The 16,898-nt window shown below is 74.7% G+C and carries 13 protein-coding genes; 9 read left to right on the forward strand and 4 right to left on the reverse strand.

The annotated features are described in order from the left end of the window. The first annotated feature begins 145 nt into the window (after window positions 1–145). Window positions 146–2,086 (forward strand): DAK2 domain-containing protein, encoded by a 1,941-nt coding sequence (locus MANAM107_RS10250; RefSeq protein WP_223908032.1) that lies wholly within the window; start codon window positions 146–148, stop codon window positions 2,084–2,086. 294 nt (window positions 2,087–2,380) lie between these two features. Beyond that, complete coding sequence (locus tag MANAM107_RS10255) at window positions 2,381–4,639, forward strand: ATP-dependent DNA helicase RecG (RefSeq protein ID WP_223913080.1); 2,259 nt, start codon at window positions 2,381–2,383, stop codon at window positions 4,637–4,639. A 46-nt stretch (window positions 4,640–4,685) separates the two neighbouring features. Here the strand turns inward: MANAM107_RS10255 and rsmD are convergent, their stop codons facing one another. Further along, window positions 4,686–5,252: a 16S rRNA (guanine(966)-N(2))-methyltransferase RsmD gene (rsmD, locus tag MANAM107_RS10260; protein WP_223908035.1), complete on the reverse strand. Its 567-nt coding sequence runs from the start codon at window positions 5,250–5,252 to the stop codon at window positions 4,686–4,688. A gap of 169 nt (window positions 5,253–5,421) precedes the next feature. On the opposite strand from rsmD, the gene coaD reads away from it, so the two are divergent. From coaD to MANAM107_RS13290, 7 genes are all read left to right on the forward strand, one after another. Continuing rightward, the gene (coaD, locus tag MANAM107_RS10265) at window positions 5,422–5,925 is read left to right on the forward strand and encodes a pantetheine-phosphate adenylyltransferase (protein ID WP_223908038.1); all 504 of its coding nucleotides are present in this window, start codon (window positions 5,422–5,424) and stop codon (window positions 5,923–5,925) included. Window positions 5,926–5,950: 25 nt separating this feature from the next. Continuing rightward, window positions 5,951–6,523, forward strand: a complete 573-nt coding sequence (locus MANAM107_RS10270; protein ID WP_179900723.1) for an ATPase — start codon at window positions 5,951–5,953, stop codon at window positions 6,521–6,523. 42 nt (window positions 6,524–6,565) lie between these two features. Further along, window positions 6,566–7,213 (forward strand): YceD family protein, encoded by a 648-nt coding sequence (locus tag MANAM107_RS10275; RefSeq protein ID WP_223908040.1) that lies wholly within the window; start codon window positions 6,566–6,568, stop codon window positions 7,211–7,213. Beyond that, window positions 7,213–8,052: a ribonuclease III gene (gene rnc, locus MANAM107_RS10280; RefSeq protein ID WP_223913083.1), complete on the forward strand. Its 840-nt coding sequence runs from the start codon at window positions 7,213–7,215 to the stop codon at window positions 8,050–8,052. The genes MANAM107_RS10275 and rnc overlap by 1 nt, the downstream gene beginning before the upstream one ends. Further along, the gene (gene mutM / locus MANAM107_RS10285) at window positions 8,045–9,145 is read left to right on the forward strand and encodes a bifunctional DNA-formamidopyrimidine glycosylase/DNA-(apurinic or apyrimidinic site) lyase (RefSeq protein ID WP_223908043.1); all 1,101 of its coding nucleotides are present in this window, start codon (window positions 8,045–8,047) and stop codon (window positions 9,143–9,145) included. Before rnc ends, mutM begins: the two co-directional genes overlap by 8 nt. A gap of 291 nt (window positions 9,146–9,436) precedes the next feature. Then, on the forward strand, window positions 9,437–10,090 hold the full coding sequence (locus MANAM107_RS10290) for a response regulator (protein ID WP_223908046.1): 654 nt from the start codon (window positions 9,437–9,439) through the stop codon (window positions 10,088–10,090). Window positions 10,091–10,182: 92 nt separating this feature from the next. After that, complete coding sequence (locus MANAM107_RS13290; protein ID WP_223913087.1) at window positions 10,183–10,704, forward strand: RCC1 domain-containing protein; 522 nt, start codon at window positions 10,183–10,185, stop codon at window positions 10,702–10,704. A gap of 424 nt (window positions 10,705–11,128) precedes the next feature. On the opposite strand, the gene MANAM107_RS10300 is transcribed toward MANAM107_RS13290, so the two are convergent. From MANAM107_RS10300 to cydD, 3 genes are read right to left on the reverse strand one after another with little or no spacing between them, the layout of a single operon-like run. Then, the gene (locus MANAM107_RS10300; protein WP_223908049.1) at window positions 11,129–13,171 is read right to left on the reverse strand and encodes a sensor histidine kinase; all 2,043 of its coding nucleotides are present in this window, start codon (window positions 13,169–13,171) and stop codon (window positions 11,129–11,131) included. Next, on the reverse strand, window positions 13,149–15,011 hold the full coding sequence (gene cydC, locus MANAM107_RS10305; protein WP_223908052.1) for a thiol reductant ABC exporter subunit CydC: 1,863 nt from the start codon (window positions 15,009–15,011) through the stop codon (window positions 13,149–13,151). Before cydC ends, MANAM107_RS10300 begins: the two co-directional genes overlap by 23 nt. Then, window positions 15,008–16,795, reverse strand: coding sequence for a thiol reductant ABC exporter subunit CydD (gene cydD / locus MANAM107_RS10310; protein WP_223908056.1), 1,788 nt, complete (start codon window positions 16,793–16,795; stop codon window positions 15,008–15,010). The genes cydC and cydD overlap by 4 nt, the downstream gene beginning before the upstream one ends. Window positions 16,796–16,898 lie beyond the last annotated feature (103 nt).

Raw genomic sequence — 16,898 nt, forward strand, 5'->3', positions numbered from 1 at the left:
TGCTCAGGCACATGAAGGGCTCGGCGGGCCTGCGGCACTGACCAGCCCCGATGGGACAAGCGAGAATCTACCGGGTAGCCTGAATATCCGGGGATTCGGCTCCGGCCCGGTACCCGGCACAGATCTCAATGAGAAGGAGGCGGTGATGGCCCAGCCTGATGGAAACGGCCCGGTCCCGCCCCGTGCTGTGCCCGAGGCTATCGATGGGGCCGTGCTGCGCCGCTGGTTGGCCCTGGCCGAGGATGTGGCCGCCGAGGTGCGCGACCTGGTGGACTCCCTCAACGTCTTCCCGGTGCCCGACGCCGACACCGGAACCAATGTGCTGCTGACCCTGCGCTCGGCCTGCGACGCACTGGTCCACCTGCCCCGCGCCGCCGACGCCGCCCAGGTCTCCCGCGCCGCCGCCGACGGCGCCGTCAGGGGGGCCCGCGGCAACTCCGGACTGCTCATCTCCCAGGCCCTGGCCGCCCTGGCGGATATCTGCGCGCAGGCCCCCGACCCCTCGCGGCTGCGCCCCGTCGAGCTCGTGGCCGCCTATGAGCGCATGGCCTCCACCACCTGGGCGGCGATCTCCCGCCCTGTGACCGGCACCCTGCTGAGCGTGGCCCGCGACGCCGCCGCAGCGGCCAGGGCCGCCATGGAGGAGCCCGCACCCGGAGCCCCGGCCACGGCCGGCTCCATCGCCTCGGCCGCGGCCCTGGGCGCCCAGGAGTCGGTGGTGGAGACCGCCGGACTGGGGCACGGACCGGTGGACGCCGGCGGGGCGGCCTTCATGCTCCTGCTGACCTGCCTGTCCGACACCCTTGAGGCCCCCCTTGAGACCACCCTTGAGGCCGGTGCCCAGCCCCAGGGCGGCCGCGGGCGCGCCGGCCTGTGGGCGCGGGCCCCCTACACGGCGGTGGCCCGCCAGATGCTCGCCGACCTGGCCGAGGGCGGAGCCCTGCACGGCCCGGCCTCAGCGGCCCGGGGCATCTCCACCGGCGAGTTCGAGGTCATGTACCTGCTGGAGGCCACCGCCGCGCAGGCCGAGCAGCTGCGCCACGACCTGGAGGCCCTGGGCGACTCGGTGGGCGTCGTGGGCACTCCCGACGCCCTGGGCGTGGGCCTCTACCAGGTCCACGTCCACACCGACGCCCCCCGCGCGGCCCTGCCCCGCCAGGGCCGCGCCCGCCAGATCTGCATCCACCACCTCCACCCCACCGCCCTGGTGGTGGCCACCGACGAGCCGCCCTCCCCCTGGGGGCCGCGATCCTCCGGGGCCGCAGGGCACGTGGTGTCCTTCGAGCGCCTGGCCGCCCGCAGGGCCGAGCGCAAGGCCCACTCCGTGCGCACCCACCCCTCCCAGGCGGCCATGCCCAGGCCGGCCGGCCCGACCCCGGCCGCCGCCCGGGCAGCGGCCCACAGCCCCTCTGCCCCCGCCCGCGACCAGCGGGTGGGCGTCATCGCCTGCACCCGGGCCCCGGGCCTCATCGAGCAGCTGGCCCGCTCGGGCGCCGCCGTCGTCCTGGACCCCGACCGCGACGGGATCATGCGCGCGGCCGGGGACCTGGGCGCCCCCCAGGCGATCGTGCTGCCCTGCGACCCTGCCTGCACCGAGGCCGCCCACGAGGCCGCCCGCGTCCTGGCGGCCCGCTCGGCCGCCGCCTCGGTGAGCCGCCCCGCCGTCCCGGGCCGCACTGCGGCCGGGCGCGGGTCTGGGCAGAACGACCCCCACCAGCCCGAGGGCATCCAGCTGCTCGTGTGCGACACCGACGACGAGGCCCGCGTCCTGGCCGCCGCCGTCGCCGTGGCCGGGTGCTCGGGGGAGGCCGAGGTCTCCGACCTGGCCCGCCGCGCCTGGAGGGCCGCTGCCAGGCTGCGCACCATCGGCCTGAGCGGGGCGCAGGCCGAGCCCGAGGCCGTGGCCCGGGCCATCGCCTCGGCCCTGCGCCCCGACGACGAGCTCCTCACCGTCATCACCGGCCGCCACGCCAGCAGCGACGTGGGCCTCCTGTCCGCCGGCGCCGCGGGGGCCACCAGGGGGATGGAGGTCGCCGTCCACGCCGGAGGCCAGGAGGCCCCCGACGTCCTCATCGCCATCGAGTAGTCGCGCGAGTGGTCGCGCCATCGCCGTCGAGAACGAGCAGCCGCCCTCGACCAGCCGCGGCACGCCGGCCCCGCAGTGGCGCGGGCCGCCCGGGGCGCGCGGTGCGGTAGCCTGCCGGCAGCCGACGCGACGCCACCGCCAGGCGGTACGGTCGTGGCGGAGCGCGGCCAGCACACGACGCCCGCACACCCCGCTACCCCGCAGCCACCTCGCATGACACCACCCCCAGCCTCCAGCGCCCCCGCAGGGCCGGGGCCCGCGCCCCGCGGAGCCGTGCCCCTGCTGGACCGCCCCCTGGAGCGGCTCGTGGGCAAGGCCACCGCCAAGCAGCTGGCCGCCCAGGGCCTGAGCACCGGGGCCGACCTCCTGCGCCACCTGCCCCGGCGCTATGAGGCCTGGGGGGAGTTGACCGACCTGAGCGCGCTCAAGGACGGCGAGCAGGCCACCATCCAGGCCCAGGTGGTGCGCTCGGCCTCGCGCCGCACCCGCTCCGGGCGCCCGCCGGCCCTCATGGAGGCCACCGTCACCGACGGCGCCTCGACCATGGGCATGGTCCTCTTCGGCTCCCCGGGCCAGATGAAGGCCAGCGCCGAGCAGCTCAGGGCCGGCACCACCGTCCTGCTCAGCGGCAGGGTCGGCCTGCACCAGGGCCGCAAGCAGCTGGCCTCCCCGAGGTTCCAGGTCCTCGACGAGCTCGACCAGGCCGAGCGCGAGGCGCTTCTGGCCCGCCCCCTGCCCATCTACCCCGCTACCGACGCCCTGCCCTCCTGGCGGGTGGCCAAGGCCGTGCGCACCGTCCTGGACCAGCTCGACCCCCAGGACGTGCCCGAGCCCCTGCCCGAGGACATCCGCCGCCGGGCCGGGCTCATCGACGCCCTGACCGCCTACCAGTGGGCCCACCGCCCCCAGGACGCCCACCAGTGGCGCGCCGCCCGCGCCCGCCTGCGCCACGAGGAGGCCCTCGTCCTCCAGGTCGCCCTGGCCCAGCGCCGCGCCCGCCACGAGGCCACCCGCACCGCCGTGGCCTGGCCCCTGCCCGGGCCCGACTCCCTGCGCGCCGACCTGGACGCCGCCCTGCCCTTCGAGCTGACCGCCGGCCAGCAGCGGGTCGGGGACCGGCTCGCCGCCGAGCTGGCCAGCACCGTGCCCATGCAGCGCCTCCTCCAGGGCGACGTCGGCTCGGGCAAGACCGTGGTGGCCCTGCGCGCCATGCTCCAGGTGGTGGGCGATGGCGGGCAGGCCGCCCTCCTGGCCCCCACCGAGGTCCTGGCCGCCCAGCACTGCGACTCCCTGCGCGCCATGCTCGGGCCCCTGGGCCAGGCGGGCATGCTCGGCGGGGCCGAGCGCGCCACCCGCATCCACCTGCTGACCGGCTCGACCCCCGCCGCCCAGCGCCGCGCCATCCTGGCCGACCTGGCGGGCGGGCAGGGGGCCATTGTCGTGGGCACCCACGCCCTGCTGTCCGACACCGTCCAGATCCCCTTCCTGGGGCTGGTCGTGGTCGATGAGCAGCACCGCTTCGGCGTGGCCCAGCGCGACGCCCTGCGCGAGCGCGGCGGGGCCTCCGACCCGGTCACCGGCCAGCGCCACACCCCCCACCTGCTGGTGATGACCGCCACCCCTATTCCGCGCACCATCGCCATGACCGTCTTCGGGGACCTGGCCACCTGCGTGCTCGACGAGGTGCCCGCCGGCCGCAGCCCCGTGACCACCCACCTGGTGCCCTGGGAGCGCAGCACCTGGGTGGCCGGCATCTGGCGGCGCGCCGCCCGGGAGGTGGCCGCCGGTGGGCGCGTCTACGTGGTCTGCCCGCGCATCGACGCCGGGCAGGACGACCCGGACCAGGAGGAGCGGGGGGCCGGGACCGGTCCGGCCCCGGGCAGGGACGCCGGTGCGCCCGGGGACGGCCGGGATGATGGGGGGCCCCGCCCCGCCCGGCCCCTGGCCGCCGTCGAGGACTGGGCCGAGCGCCTGCGCGCCGAGCCCGCTCTGGAGGGCATCGGCGTGGCCACCCTCACCGGCAGGATGACCAGCGCCCAGAAGGAGGAGGCCATGGAGGCCTTCGCCTCGGGGCGCACCCCCGTCCTGGTGGCCACCACCGTCATCGAGGTCGGCGTCGACGTCGCCGAGGCCTCCATGATGGTCATCCTGGACGCCGAGCGCTTCGGCCTGTCCCAGCTCCACCAGCTGCGCGGGCGCGTGGGCCGCGGCCGGCGCGAGTCCCTGTGCACCGCCGTCACCGGTGCCCAGGTCGGCAGCCCCGCCTTCCACCGCCTCAAGGCCTTCGCCTCGACCACCGACGGCTTCGCCCTGGCCGAGGCCGACCTGGAACTGCGCGCCGAGGGCGACGTCCTGGGGGCCTCCCAGTCGGGGCGTGTCTCCGGGCTGGACCTGCTGCGCGTGACCCGCGACGCCGAGCTCATCGCCACCGCCCGGCGCCAGGCCGAGAGAATCGTCGCAGCCGACCCCGAGCTCCATGAGCACCGCGCGCTCGCGGCCGCCATCGCCGAGCGCCTCGATGAGGAGTCCCAGGCCTACCTGGAGCGCTCCTAGAGGCCTGGTCCGGGGGATGGTGGAGGCTGCCGGTGGGGCGCGGGCCTCAGGGGGCCTCGGGCTCGGCGAACCACAGGAGGGTCTCGCCGTACCTCTTGGAGGAGAAGCGGCCGAGCCCGGGGGGCCAGGTCGGCTCGGGGGTGCGCGAGGAGCGCTCGACCACCACCACCGAGCCGGGGGCCAGCCACGGGTCCTGATCCCGCACCAGGGGGGTGAGGATGGCCTCCAGGTCGGCCTGGCCCATGTCGTAGGGCGGGTCGAGCAGAACCAGGTCGATCGGGGCCCCGGCGGGGCCCGCCAGGTAGGAGGCGGCCTTGGCCCCCACGGCGCGCACGCCCCGCAGCCCCAGCGCCCTGGCATTGCGCTGACAGGCCTGGACGGCTGCGCGGGCCGAGTCCACCAGTGTCACCTCGGCGGCTCCGCGGCTGGCGGCCTCCAGGCCCAGGGCTCCCGAGCCCGCGCACAGGTCGAGCACGCGCGCATCCTCGATGACCCCGTAGTGCTCCAGCCGGGCGAACAGCGCCTCGCGGACCCTCTCGGAGGTGGGGCGCGTGCCGGTGCGCGGCACCTCGATACTGCGCCCCCCGGCGCTGCCCGCCACGATCCTGGTCATGAACCGACCCTACCCGCAGCGGCCCTCACCCACGGCTATCGCGCGGTGGGCGGATGCGGTGGGCGGGTACGGCGCACGGGCGCGCGGAGGGGCGCAGTGGGCGTGTGATCCCCGCGTGATCCCGGCGTGCGTCCCGCGGTGGCGCGCATCGCGCCGCTACCGTGAGCCCATGAGTCTGGCCGTCTACCCCGGGAGCTTCGACCCCCTGACCCTGGGGCACCTCGATATCGCCACCCGCGCCGCCGCCCTGTTCGGAACCGTCGTCATCGCCGTGGCGCACAACACCTCCAAGGCGGGCCGCCACCTGCTCAGCGCCGAGGACCGCCTGGACCTGGCCCGCCGGGCCACCGCCGGCCTGGCGGGCGTGGAGGTCGACCTGGTCCCCGGCCTGCTGGCCGACTACTGCCGCTCGCGCGGTGCCTCGGCCATCGTCAAGGGGCTGCGCAGCGGGAGCGACCTGGACGCCGAGCTGCCCATGGCCCTGCTCAACCGGGACCTGGGGGCTCCTGAGACCGTCTTCCTGACGGCAGCTCCCGCCCACGCCCACATCTCCTCCTCCCTGGTCAAGGAGGTCGCCGCCCACGGGGGGGATGTCTCGGGCCTCGTGCCCCCCGTCGTCGCCCAGGGCCTGGCCCGGGCCACGGCGCGCCGTCAGGGCCACCAGGTACCCTGAACCCCGCGAATCGAGAGGAAGAACCGTGACGACCAGTCGTGATGCCGGAGATGACCTGCTGAGGATCCTCGATGAGCTCGACGAGCTCATCGCCTCGGCCCGCTCCATGCCCATGAGTGCCTCAGCCATCGTCAACCGCGAGGCCGCCCAGGAGCTCATCGCCCGGGCCCGCCGCTCCGTGCCCACCGCGGTGCACCGGGCCGAGGAGATCGTCGCCGACGCCGACGCCGTCCTGGCCCAGGGGCGCGAGGAGTCCGAGCGGCTGGTCACCCACGCCCACCAGGAGGCTGAGCGCCTCGTGGCCGGGGAGAACATCGTGCGCATGGCCAATGACCGCGCCGACGCCATCATCGCCGCCGCCGAGGACAAGGCCTCCGCCCTGCGCCACGGGGCCGAGGAGTACTCCGACAAGGCCCTGGCGGCCCTGGAGGAGGAGGTGGCCAAGATCGCCGAGCAGGTCCGTGCCGGCCGGGAGGTCCTGGCCGCGCGCCTGGAGACCTGGGAGGGCGAGCCGCTGTCCCAGCCCGCCGTCGGAGAGGTCCAGGAGCCCGTGCGCCGCCGGGCGAACTGGTCGGTCGACCCCGGCCCCCTGCGCTGAACGCCCCGCCCCACCGCCCACCACGCATCCAGCGGAGGAGACATGCCCGGACTGGTCATCGACATCGTGGACCTGCCCCGCCCCGCGGGCTCGGTCAAGAGCCTGCACCTGAGCACGCCGGCGCCCGCCCAGTTGGGCAATGAGGTCATCGGCGTGCCCGAGGGCAGCGACCTGGATATCGAGGTCACCCTGACCTCCATGGATGAGGGGGTCCTGGCCCAGGCCCGGGCCCAGTGCCGGATCCATGGCGAGTGCGTGCGCTGCCTGCGCGACCTCGATGAGGAGCGCACCGTGAGCATCGATGAGCTCTACTTCCTGCCCGAGGCCATCGAGGCCCAGCGCGCCCAGGGCGATGAGGAGGCCGAGGACCTGCTGGAGCTGGGGGAGACCACCCTGGACCTGGAGCCTGCCCTGCGCGACGCCATCATCCCCACCCTGCCCCTGCGGCCGCTGTGCCGCCCCGAGTGCCCCGGGCTGTGCCCCGAGTGCGGTGAGCGCATGGAGGACCTGCCCGCCGATCACCACCATGAGGTCATCGACCCCCGCTGGGCGGCCCTGGCCGGATTCATGGACCAGGCCACCGGCTCCGCGGGCCCCGGGCCTGGGGCCGGCGACGCCGAGGGCGCTGCGGGCGACGGTCCCGGCGGGGGGCCCGATCAGGGTGGGCCGCACCGGGACGAGGGCGTGTGATGGCCCGGCGCCGCAGCGCCCCACCGGCGCGCACCGACACCGAGGTGCTGGTCTACCGCTGGGGCCCCACCATCGAGGCAGCGCTGCTGGAGCTGGCCCTGACCCACCGCTCCTGGGCCAATGAGAACGGCGGCCTGCCCACCAACGAGCGCCTGGAGTTCCTGGGGGACTCGGTGCTGGGCATCATCGTCACCGAGCACCTCTACCGCACTCACCCCGAGGTCCCCGAGGGGCAGCTGGCCAAGATGCGGGCCGCCACGGTCTCCGAGCCGGCCCTGGCGGCCGTGGCGCGCGACCTGGGCCTGGGTGAGTTCATCAAGCTGGGCAAGGGTGAGGCGCTCTCGGGCGGTCGGGACAAGGACTCCATCCTGTCCGACACCGTTGAGGCCCTCATCGGCGCCACCTACCTCACCCATGGCCTGGAGACGGTACGGGCCGTCGTCACCCGCCTGGTCTCGCGCTTCCTGGACTCGGCCCGCACCCGTGGGGCGGGACTGGACTGGAAGACCAGCCTGCAGGAGCTCGCCGCCGCCCACCGCCTGGGTGCCCCCTCCTACGAGGTCAGCGGTGAGGGCCCCGACCACCACCGGGTCTTCTCGGCCCAGGCCATCGTCGATGGCAGGGTCATGGGCTCGGGCCGGGGCTCATCGAAGAAGGTCGCCGAGCATGAGGCCGCCGAGGCCGCCTACGCCGCGATCCTGGCCTCCCACGGCGACGGTGGACTGGACCTTCCCGGCGTCAACGACGCCCTGCGCGTCGACCTCAGCGCCCACCTGGCCGGTCAGGAGCAGGTGGGGCAGGCGGGTCTCCGGGGCCGGGGGCGGGCCGGCAATGCCTGAGCTGCCGGAGGTCGAGTCCGTCCGTGCGGGTCTGGCCAGGCACCTGACCGGGCGCACCATCACCGCCGTCGAGGTGCTCGACCCCAGGCCCCTGCGCCGCCAGGATGGGGGTCCGCAGGCCTTCTGCGACCAGCTGACCGGGCGGAGCATCACCGCGGCGGTGCGCCGCGGCAAGTTCCTGTGGCTGCCCCTGGATGATGGGCGGGCACTGTCGGCCCACCTGGGCATGAGCGGCCAGCTCCTCGTGCGCGGAACCGGCGCCCCAGGACCCGGCCAGGGGGCTGCGCAGGCGGGCGATGAGCGGGTGGGGGAGGGGCCCGCCGTCGGCGGCGGGGCGGATCCCGATCCCTTCCTGGGGGCGGGGCACGAGCCCCGGGTCGATATGACGGCCACCCGCGCCCCGAGCCTGGTGCGCGAGCTGTCGGTCCGTCCCAGGCATCTGCGCGTGCGCCTGCACCTGAGCTCCCAGCCCCAGGACCCCGGCACCGGGGCGGCCCTGGACCTGGTGGACCAGCGCATGCTCGGCGGCCTGTGGGCCAGCGACCTGGTCCCCACCGTGGACGGTGCGCCCGGGGGAGTGGGGGACCGGGTGCCGCTGCTTCCCGCGGGGGCCGCCCATATCGCCCGGGACCTGCTCGATGAGGCCCTGGACCGCCGTGGTGCCATCGCCCGGATGCGGGCCTCGCGGCGCGCGGTCAAGTCCCTGCTGCTGGACCAGGGGATCGTCTCGGGCGTGGGCAATATCTACGCCGATGAGGGCCTGTGGGGCGCGGGCATCCACGGCCTGCGCCCGGGCAGGGCACTGGGCCCGCGGGTGAGCGAGCGCCTCCTGGAGTCGGTCGCCCAGGTGATGCGCCGGGCCCTGGCGGTGGGCGGGACCAGCTTCGATGCCCTGTACGTGGATGCTGAGGGGGCCGCCGGGTACTTCGCCCGCGAGCTGGCCGTCTACGGGCGCGCCGGCCTGCCCTGCCGCCGCTGCCAGGCGCCGCTGCGCACCGAGGTCGTCGGCGGACGCTCCCACACCTTCTGCCCCCGCTGCCAGACCCGGCCGCGCCTGATGGGGGAGCCCCGCCGTCGTGCCTCCCGCTCCTGAGGGCGGCCGGCCCACGGCGGCCTCGCGCACCCCATGCATGGCGATCCTGGCGCCCTGAGCGCTGGGTGGTCCCTGGCCTGAGCCTGACGGCAGTATGCGAGTCCGGGGTGCACAGTGCGATGACCCCGCAGTCGCTATCCGCCCCCCGGGCTCGCATTCCGGGCCCGGGGCGGCTGCTCTGCTCGGCACGACCGCCCGCCGATCCCCACCGGCTTCCGGGCCGCGCCGACGACCCCCGGGATTTGTGACGTTGGTCCCCGGCGGGGCCCCAGCGCTGGTAGTCTTCGGGCCATGCCGAACGCCCTGTCCGCGGACCACGTCCGCGTCATGATCGTGGACGACCATGAGATCGTCCGCCGCGGGATCGCCGAGATCATCGACAGGGCCGACGGCCTGGATGTCGTGGCCGAGGCCGGCTCACGGGCCGAGGCGGTGCGCCGCGCTGAGCTCGTGCGCCCCGACGTCATCCTCGTCGACCTCCAGCTGCCCGACGGCACCGGCATCGAGCTCATGCACGAGCTGGGGGAGTTGGTGCCCGAGGCCATGCCCATCGTGCTGACCTCCTTCGACGACGACGAGGCCCTGGCCGAGGCCCTGGAGGCCGGCGCCCGCGCCTACCTGCTCAAGACCGTCCACGGCGCCGAGATCAGCGACGTCGTGCGGGCCGTGGCCTCCGGCCGGGTCCTGCTCGATGAGCGCACCGTCACCCGCCGCCGCGCCGACCACGACGACCCCACCGCCGACCTGACCAATGCCGAGCGCAAGGTCCTGGAGCTCATCGGCGACGGCCTGTCCAACCGGGAGATCGGCGAGCGCCTGGGCGTGGCGGAGAAGACGGTGAAGAACCACATCACCTCCCTGCTGGCCAAGATGGGCCTCCAACGGCGCACCCAGGTGGCCGCCTGGGTGGCCGGGCAGCGCGCCTCGGGCTGGCGCCGCGGCTGAGCCGCCCGCTCCGCTCCTGCCCCTTCTATCCGCGGTGAGGCCGGCTCTTGGCCGGCATCGGCCAGGCCACCTGCTTCAGGCGGCACGAATCGATGTTGTGTTGTAGGGGGACGATTGACGTGTCTCGCCATGTGATTGCTGTAGGCAGTCGACATACAGTCGGTGTGCAGGCTGATGGCACAGTGATCGCTGTTGGAGCAAATACCGCTGGTGAATGCAGGACATCGACGTGGCGAGATATTGTTGATGTCGCTGCTGGATGTGTGCACATCTCCCGCAACACTGGGAAATCGCACACAGTGGGCCTCGGTGCTGACGGAACTGTTCGAGCTTGCGGCTGGAACAACCATGGGCAATGCAATGTGCAGGGCTGGCGGGATGTAGCGGAGGTTGCTGCGGGATGGCGCTTCAGTGTAGGGCTGCACCACGATGGAACTGTTGTCGCCGCGGGAAGTTCCGAACGCGGGCAGTGCGATGTCTCTACGTGGACGGATGTCGTAGCCATCGCTGCAGGCGGCGCGCATACCGTAGGGCTGCGCGCTGACGGCTCTGTTGTTGCTGCTGGCGACAATAGCCATGGTCAACTGAATACTGCGGACTGGCGTCTCTTCTAGGTGTCCTTCCCGGGGAGGCTGCGGACGGTGGAGCGATACCTGCAGGGGTCCTTGGGTAGGTGCCTGCTCGGTTCTGGTGCGGCGGTCGCGATCTCGTACCTCGGGGTTCCATCTCGTAGGCTAGAGGTACGAGACGGAACCCTGAGGTACGAGATCGGTGGTGAGGGATGGTGGATGTCGGCTACTGCGCCGTCGTGGGCCTTGAGCTCCCGGTAGTACCAGGGCTCGCCAATATGCGATCGTGGGGTACAGAAAGCGAGCACCCCGCACTCGCTTTCTGTACCCCACGATCGCTTCTTGCCCCCGCACTCGCACTCCGGACCGGGTCGGGGTGGAAACGGGGTCTGGCGGTGGTCCCCCTTCCGCACGCACGGCATGTCCACCGGGCGGTCATGATCATGGCCATGACCATGGCGCCGTACGCTCAGGGCCGCTCCAGGGGAGCCCTCCAGGTGAAGCAGGTGCCGCGCCGCGCCCCATCAGAGCGGGCCCGTGGGCCGATGACGAAGGAGCCTCCGTGGCGCCGGGCCCTCTCGGCCATGTTGGCCGTCCCCGAGCGGCGTGTGACCCCCGGGTCGACCCCCACGCCGTCGTCGCGGCAGACGATCTCCACCACGGGGGCGTCGGCGGCGGCCGCATTGCCGGAGGCGGGCCCCAGGGCGGGGCCGGTGGCCCGCCCCGGCAGCACGCCGTCGATCTTGATATCCACGGTCACCGAGGAGGCGTGGGCGTGGCGGGCCACGTTGCTCAGGCCCTCGCGCACCACCGCCACCATGTCGTCGGCCAGGTCGGCATCCACCGCGGCGTCCACGGCCGCGATGAGCTCGTCTTCCTCCTGGCGCCCGGCCTGGGCCAGGCCTGAGCCGTCGACGCTGAGCAGCAGGGAGGGGGCGTAGCCCAGGGCGGTGCGGGCCAGGGAGGCCTCACGGCGCAGGCGCTCCACGACGCTGACATCCTCGTCGCGGTCGCGCAGGGAGCGCACGATGGAGCGGATCTGGCGCACCGAGTCATCGACGGCCTCCAGGGCCGAGGCCAGCACCGAGCAGACGGTCTCGCGGTCCAGCACCTCGGCCTGGCGCAGTCGGCTCTGGGCCGAGGACAGTTGCATACCGGTGGCGAAGAGCTGCTGGATGGCCAGGTCGTGCAGGTCCCGGCCGATGCGCGCGCGCTCGTCGAGCAGGGTGGCCATCTCCTCGGCGTGCTGGGCGTCGGCCAGCTCGAAGGCCATCGTGGCCTGCCCCGCCACCAGCTCGGCGATCTCCAGGTCCTTGTCGGTGAAGGGGGCGGCATCCTGGGCGCGCAGCAGCAGCATCACCCCCACCCCCCTGCCCCGGTGGATCATGGGGGCGTAGAGGGCCGGGCCGAAGCGGGCGAGCTGGGGCAGGCGCAGGTCCCCGCGCTGCCAGGCCGCGGCCAGGGAGCGCACCACCATGCCCGTGCGCTGGGACAGCGTGGTCAGGGCCCTGCCCTGGGGCGGGAAGAAGGTGCCGATGAGGTCCTCGGCGTGCTCGCCCTCGGCGATCTCGCAGATCCAGGTATCGGCGATGCTGGGAAGGATGAGGGCGGCGGTGTCGGCGTGGGCGACCTGGCGCACCCGGCGGGCGATATGCGTCAGGGCGTCATCCTCCTCGGCCCCCGACAGCAGCAGGGTGGTCAGCTCCTGGGACACCGACATCCACTGCTCGCGGTCCCGGGCCTCGCGGTAGAGGCGGGCATTCTCCACGGCGACGGCGGCCGCCTCGGCCAGGGTCAGGACCGTGTCGACGTCGCTGGGGCCGAAGCCCCCGGGCTTGTCGCACAGGTAGAGGCGGCCGTAGACCTGGCCGTGGACGCGCAGGGGGGCGCTGAGCAGGCTGCCGGCCTCCTCGTCCTCGATGGCGCCGGTGAAGGCGGCCGCACCTGACAGGTCGTTGTCGATGACAACGTCGGAGCCCTGGGGGCCGGTGGGACTGACCCTGCCTGCCAGGAGGGCGAGCTCGTCGGGGGAGGCGGTGGGGGCGCCGCTGGAGACCGTGGTCCCCGCACTGCCCGTGGGCGACCCGCTGGCGGCATCGGCGCGGCTGAGCACCGCGATCGTGCCCCAGGCGGCGCCGGTGATGGAGCAGGCGGACTCCACCAGGCGGCGCAGCGCCTCGGGCACGCGCAGGGAGCCGGTCAGGCGCAGGGCCGCCTGGATGAGCTCGACGGTGCCCCCGTCCAGGCAGGGCTGGTGCCCGGGCCCCTCGGGTCGGTGGCGCGTGGAGGTCAGCTGGTCGGCGTGGACGGCGTAGGCCAGGCGGCGCACCCCCACCGGGTCATCGGGGCTGGGGCCGGTGGGCACCTCCAGGGCCAGGTCGTCGGGGACGCCGGGCAGGGCCACGGGGATCGCCCCCGCCCCGGCCGGGGGCGCGCTGCCGGCCCCGCCTGGGGCCCGGCCGTCATCCGGCGCTGCGGGGCCAGCCGGCTCACCGTGCGGCATATGCGCCATCACTATCCTCCTGCTCCAGGGACCAGCGGTAGGGCTCATGGGTGCGCACCAGCTCCTCGTGGCCGGCACGGGCGAGGATGCGGGCGGGAGTCTCGGGCCCGGCCCGCTCCGGCCGGCCCAGGACGATGACCTCCTGGGCGGCCTCCAGGGCGCTGAGGCGGTGGGTGACGAGCATGACGCCGTGGCGCCCACTGCCGCCCTGCCGCAGCAGATCGGCGACGAGCCGGTCGGCGGTCGCGGGGTCCAGGTGCTCACCGGGCTCATCGAGGACCATGAGCGGGGCGGGCGCGGCCAGGGCCCGGGCCAGCAGCAGACGACGGCGCTCGCCTCCGGACAGGGTCGAGCCTCCGGTGCCGATGAGGGTCTCCAGGCCCTGGGGCAGGCCCTCCAGCCAGGCCCCCAGCCCGGCGCGGCCCAGCAGCTCGCGCGCCTCCCGGTCAGTGACATCCCCACGGGCCACCCGCAGGTTCTCCAGGACCGTGGTGGCGAAGACATGGGCGTCCTCAGCGGTCAGGCTGATGCGCCGGGCCGCCTCCTCGCGGGTCATGGACCACGGCGGCGCGCCGTCGAGCAGCAGGGTCCCGCCCCGGGGCTCCAGCAGGCCGGCGAGGGTGAGCATGAGGGTGGTCTTGCCGATGCCCGAGGGGCCCACGAGTGCCAGGCGACTGCCCGGGGCCAGGTCCAGGTCGATGCCCGAGGCCAGGATCGGCCCACCGGGCCAGCCCACGGCCAGGCCCCGCGCCGTCAGATGGGGTCCCCGGCCACTGGCGGTCCTGGTCCCGCCGGCGGTGCCGCCGGCGCCCCGTGGGCCGGCTGCGGTGCCCGAGGGAGCCGTGCGGTCGGCCTCGGCCGCGCTGGCCCGGGCGCCGTCGATGAGCTCCATGATGCGCCCGGCGGCCCCGGCCGAGCGCACGAGCTGGACGCTGGCCGGCCCCAGGGCCGCCGTGGCCTCGAAGGCGGCCAGCGGCAGCAGGACGATGACCGCCAGCCACTGCCCGCCCAACTGCCCTAAGGCCACCGCCGGGACCCCCACCAGGAGGCAGCCCAGGACCGCCAGGCCCAGGGACAGGGCGTCGATCATGGCCGCCAGGGCGGCGGGCCGGGCCGCCCGGTCCCGGCTGCGCCCCAGGTCGCGCTCCACCCGCTCCAGGGCCCCCAGCGCCTGACCCAGGCGGGAGTCCACCGCCAGCTGGGATCCCGACTCGGCGATGGTCACCGCCGCGGCGGACAGGTCAGTGGCCCCCTCCTGGCGGGCCAGCTCGGCCAGGCGCGCCGAGCGGATGGACAGCAGCGGCCCCCCGACCCCCGCCAGCAGCAGGCAGGCGGCGATGATGAGCCCGGCGGGCCAGTAGACGAGCCCCATCGCCAGGGTGGTGCCCACCCCCAGGACGGCGGCCACCGCCATGGGCAGGTAGGCGCGCACCACCACATCGCCCACGGCATCGACGTCGGCGCCCACACGCGCCAGCACATCCCCCCGCCGCAGGCCGGCCACGGTGTCGGCCCGTGCCGAGGCGAGGATCTCGTAGAGGCGGGCCCGGAGCGCCCCCATGCCCCGCAGGGCGGTGTCATGGGAGGCCAGGCGCTCGCAGTAGCGCAGGACGGAGCGCGAGATGCCGAAGAGCCGGACCATCACCGGGGACACGCCCAGGGCCACCACCTCCGGCACCTGGGCGGCGCGCGCGATCATCCAGGCCGCCACCCCCGCCAGGGCGATCGCTGAGGCCATGCCCGTGGCACCGAGAATGACAGCCGCGGCCGCCCTGGCCCGGCCCAGGTCCAGCAGGGCCAGGGCGCGCCGCAGGGCGCGGCGCTCAGGAGCCGACAGGATGCCCCTCATCCCGCCACCCCCACACCGGTGGGGGAGACGGGGCCCGGCGAGGAAGACTGGGGCCGGGCGCCGTCGTCGGCAGCGGCGCCCTCGGGCGCTCCGGGGCTGACCTCAATGACGTGGTCGGCCAGGGCGATGAGGGCGGCGCGGTGGGCGATGACCAGGACGGTGCGGCCCTGGGAGGCCAGGGCGCGCACGCCATCGAGCACATGGGCCTCACTGGCGGCGTCCAGATGCGCGGTGGGCTCATCCATTACCACCAGCGGGGCGGGGGAGGCCAGGGCCCGGGTGAGGGCCAGGCGCTGGCGCTGCCCCAGGCTCAGGCGCACCCCGCCCTGGCCCACCATCGTGCGCCAGCCCTCGGGCAGCTGATCGAGCACCTCATCGAAGCCGGTGATGCGGGCGGCCTCGATCAGCTCCTGGGGGACGTCGCCGGCGGCCGGGCAGGAGGCCGGTGCGGCCTCCCGGGGGGCGCCCAGCGCGTTGTCCAGGACACTGCCCGGGACGATGACGGGGCGCTGGGGCACCCAGGCGATCTGCTCCCACCAGCCGCCCGGCTCGACCTCGACCAGGTCGACGCCGGCCGGACCGGTGCCCGCGCCCTGGCCGGAGGGGCGCAGCATGACCCGCCCCTCGTCGGGGGCGAGCAGCCCCAGCACCACCTGCGCGGTGGTGGTCTTGCCCGCACCAGAGGGGCCGGTCAGGGCGGTGAGGCCACCGGCGGGGATCCGGGCGCTCAGCCGGTAGGGGGCCCACTGGCCGCGCGAGCGAACCCCGATGCCCTCCAGGTCGATGTCCGTGGCGCCCGCAGCGGGGGCGGGCCTGGTGCCGCGCGGCGGCAGCGGGGCCTGCAGGACCTCGAAGACGGCCTGCGCCGCGGCCACGCCGTTGGCCGAGGCGTGGAAGTGGAAGCCGACCTGGCGCAGCGGCTGGTAGGCCTCGGGGGCGATCATGAGCACCAGCAGGGCAGTGGGCAGATCCATGGTGCCGTAGATGAGGCGGAAGCCGATGGCCACCGCGATGATCGCCACCGACAGGGTGGTGAGGAACTCCAGGACCGCCCCGGACAGGAAGGCGACCCGCAGGGTCGACATGGTGGCCAGGCGGTAGTCCCGGCCCAGGGCGCGCACGCGATCGGCGGGGCCGCGCTCGCGGCCCAGTGCCTTGAGGGTGGGCAGCCCGGCGATGAGGTCGAGGACCTGGCTGCCCAGGCGCTCCATGGTGGCCAGGCGCTCCTGGGAGAAGCTCTGGGTCATCCGGCCGATGAGGATCATGAAGAGGGGGATGAGGGGGATGGTGAGGATGACGGTGATGGTGGAGGGGATGTCCTGCGTGGCCAGGACGGCGATGGTGGCGGGGGTGACGGTGGCGGCCAGGAGGAGTTGGGGGAGGTAGCGGGTGAAGTAGGGCTCCAGGTCGTCCAGGCCGCGGGTGAGCAGTGTGGCGGTGGCGGCGCCGTGCTCGGCCTGCCAGCGCGGGCCCAGGGCGGCGGCGTGCTCCAGGGCGGCGCGGCGCAGCTCGATGATGGTGCGGGTGGCTGCCCGGTGGGCCAGGGCCTCCTGGAGGTAGAGGACCAGGCAGCGGGTCGCGACGACGACGATCAGCCCTGCCACCATGGCCCCCACCTGGCCGGTGGCCCCCGGTCGCAGGATCACCGGGGCGATGGCCCGCGAGATGAGGACGGCCTGGGCCACCACCAGGCCCGCGGTGAGGATGCCGGTGATCGTCGTGATGACGATGTACCGGCGCGCGGCGCGGGCGTGGCGCAGCAGCCGAGGGTCGAGTGGCTTCACCCGGCCAGTCTAGTGGGCGTGGGACGAGGGTCCCACATGGCCGTCAGGGCGGATCCTTCCTGGCAGGCGGGCCCGCCTGACCGCGGCGCGTTGATCGCCCCCG

This window comes from Actinomyces capricornis, from assembly GCF_019974135.1.
GTDB classification, from domain to species: Bacteria; Actinomycetota; Actinomycetes; order Actinomycetales; family Actinomycetaceae; genus Actinomyces; species Actinomyces capricornis.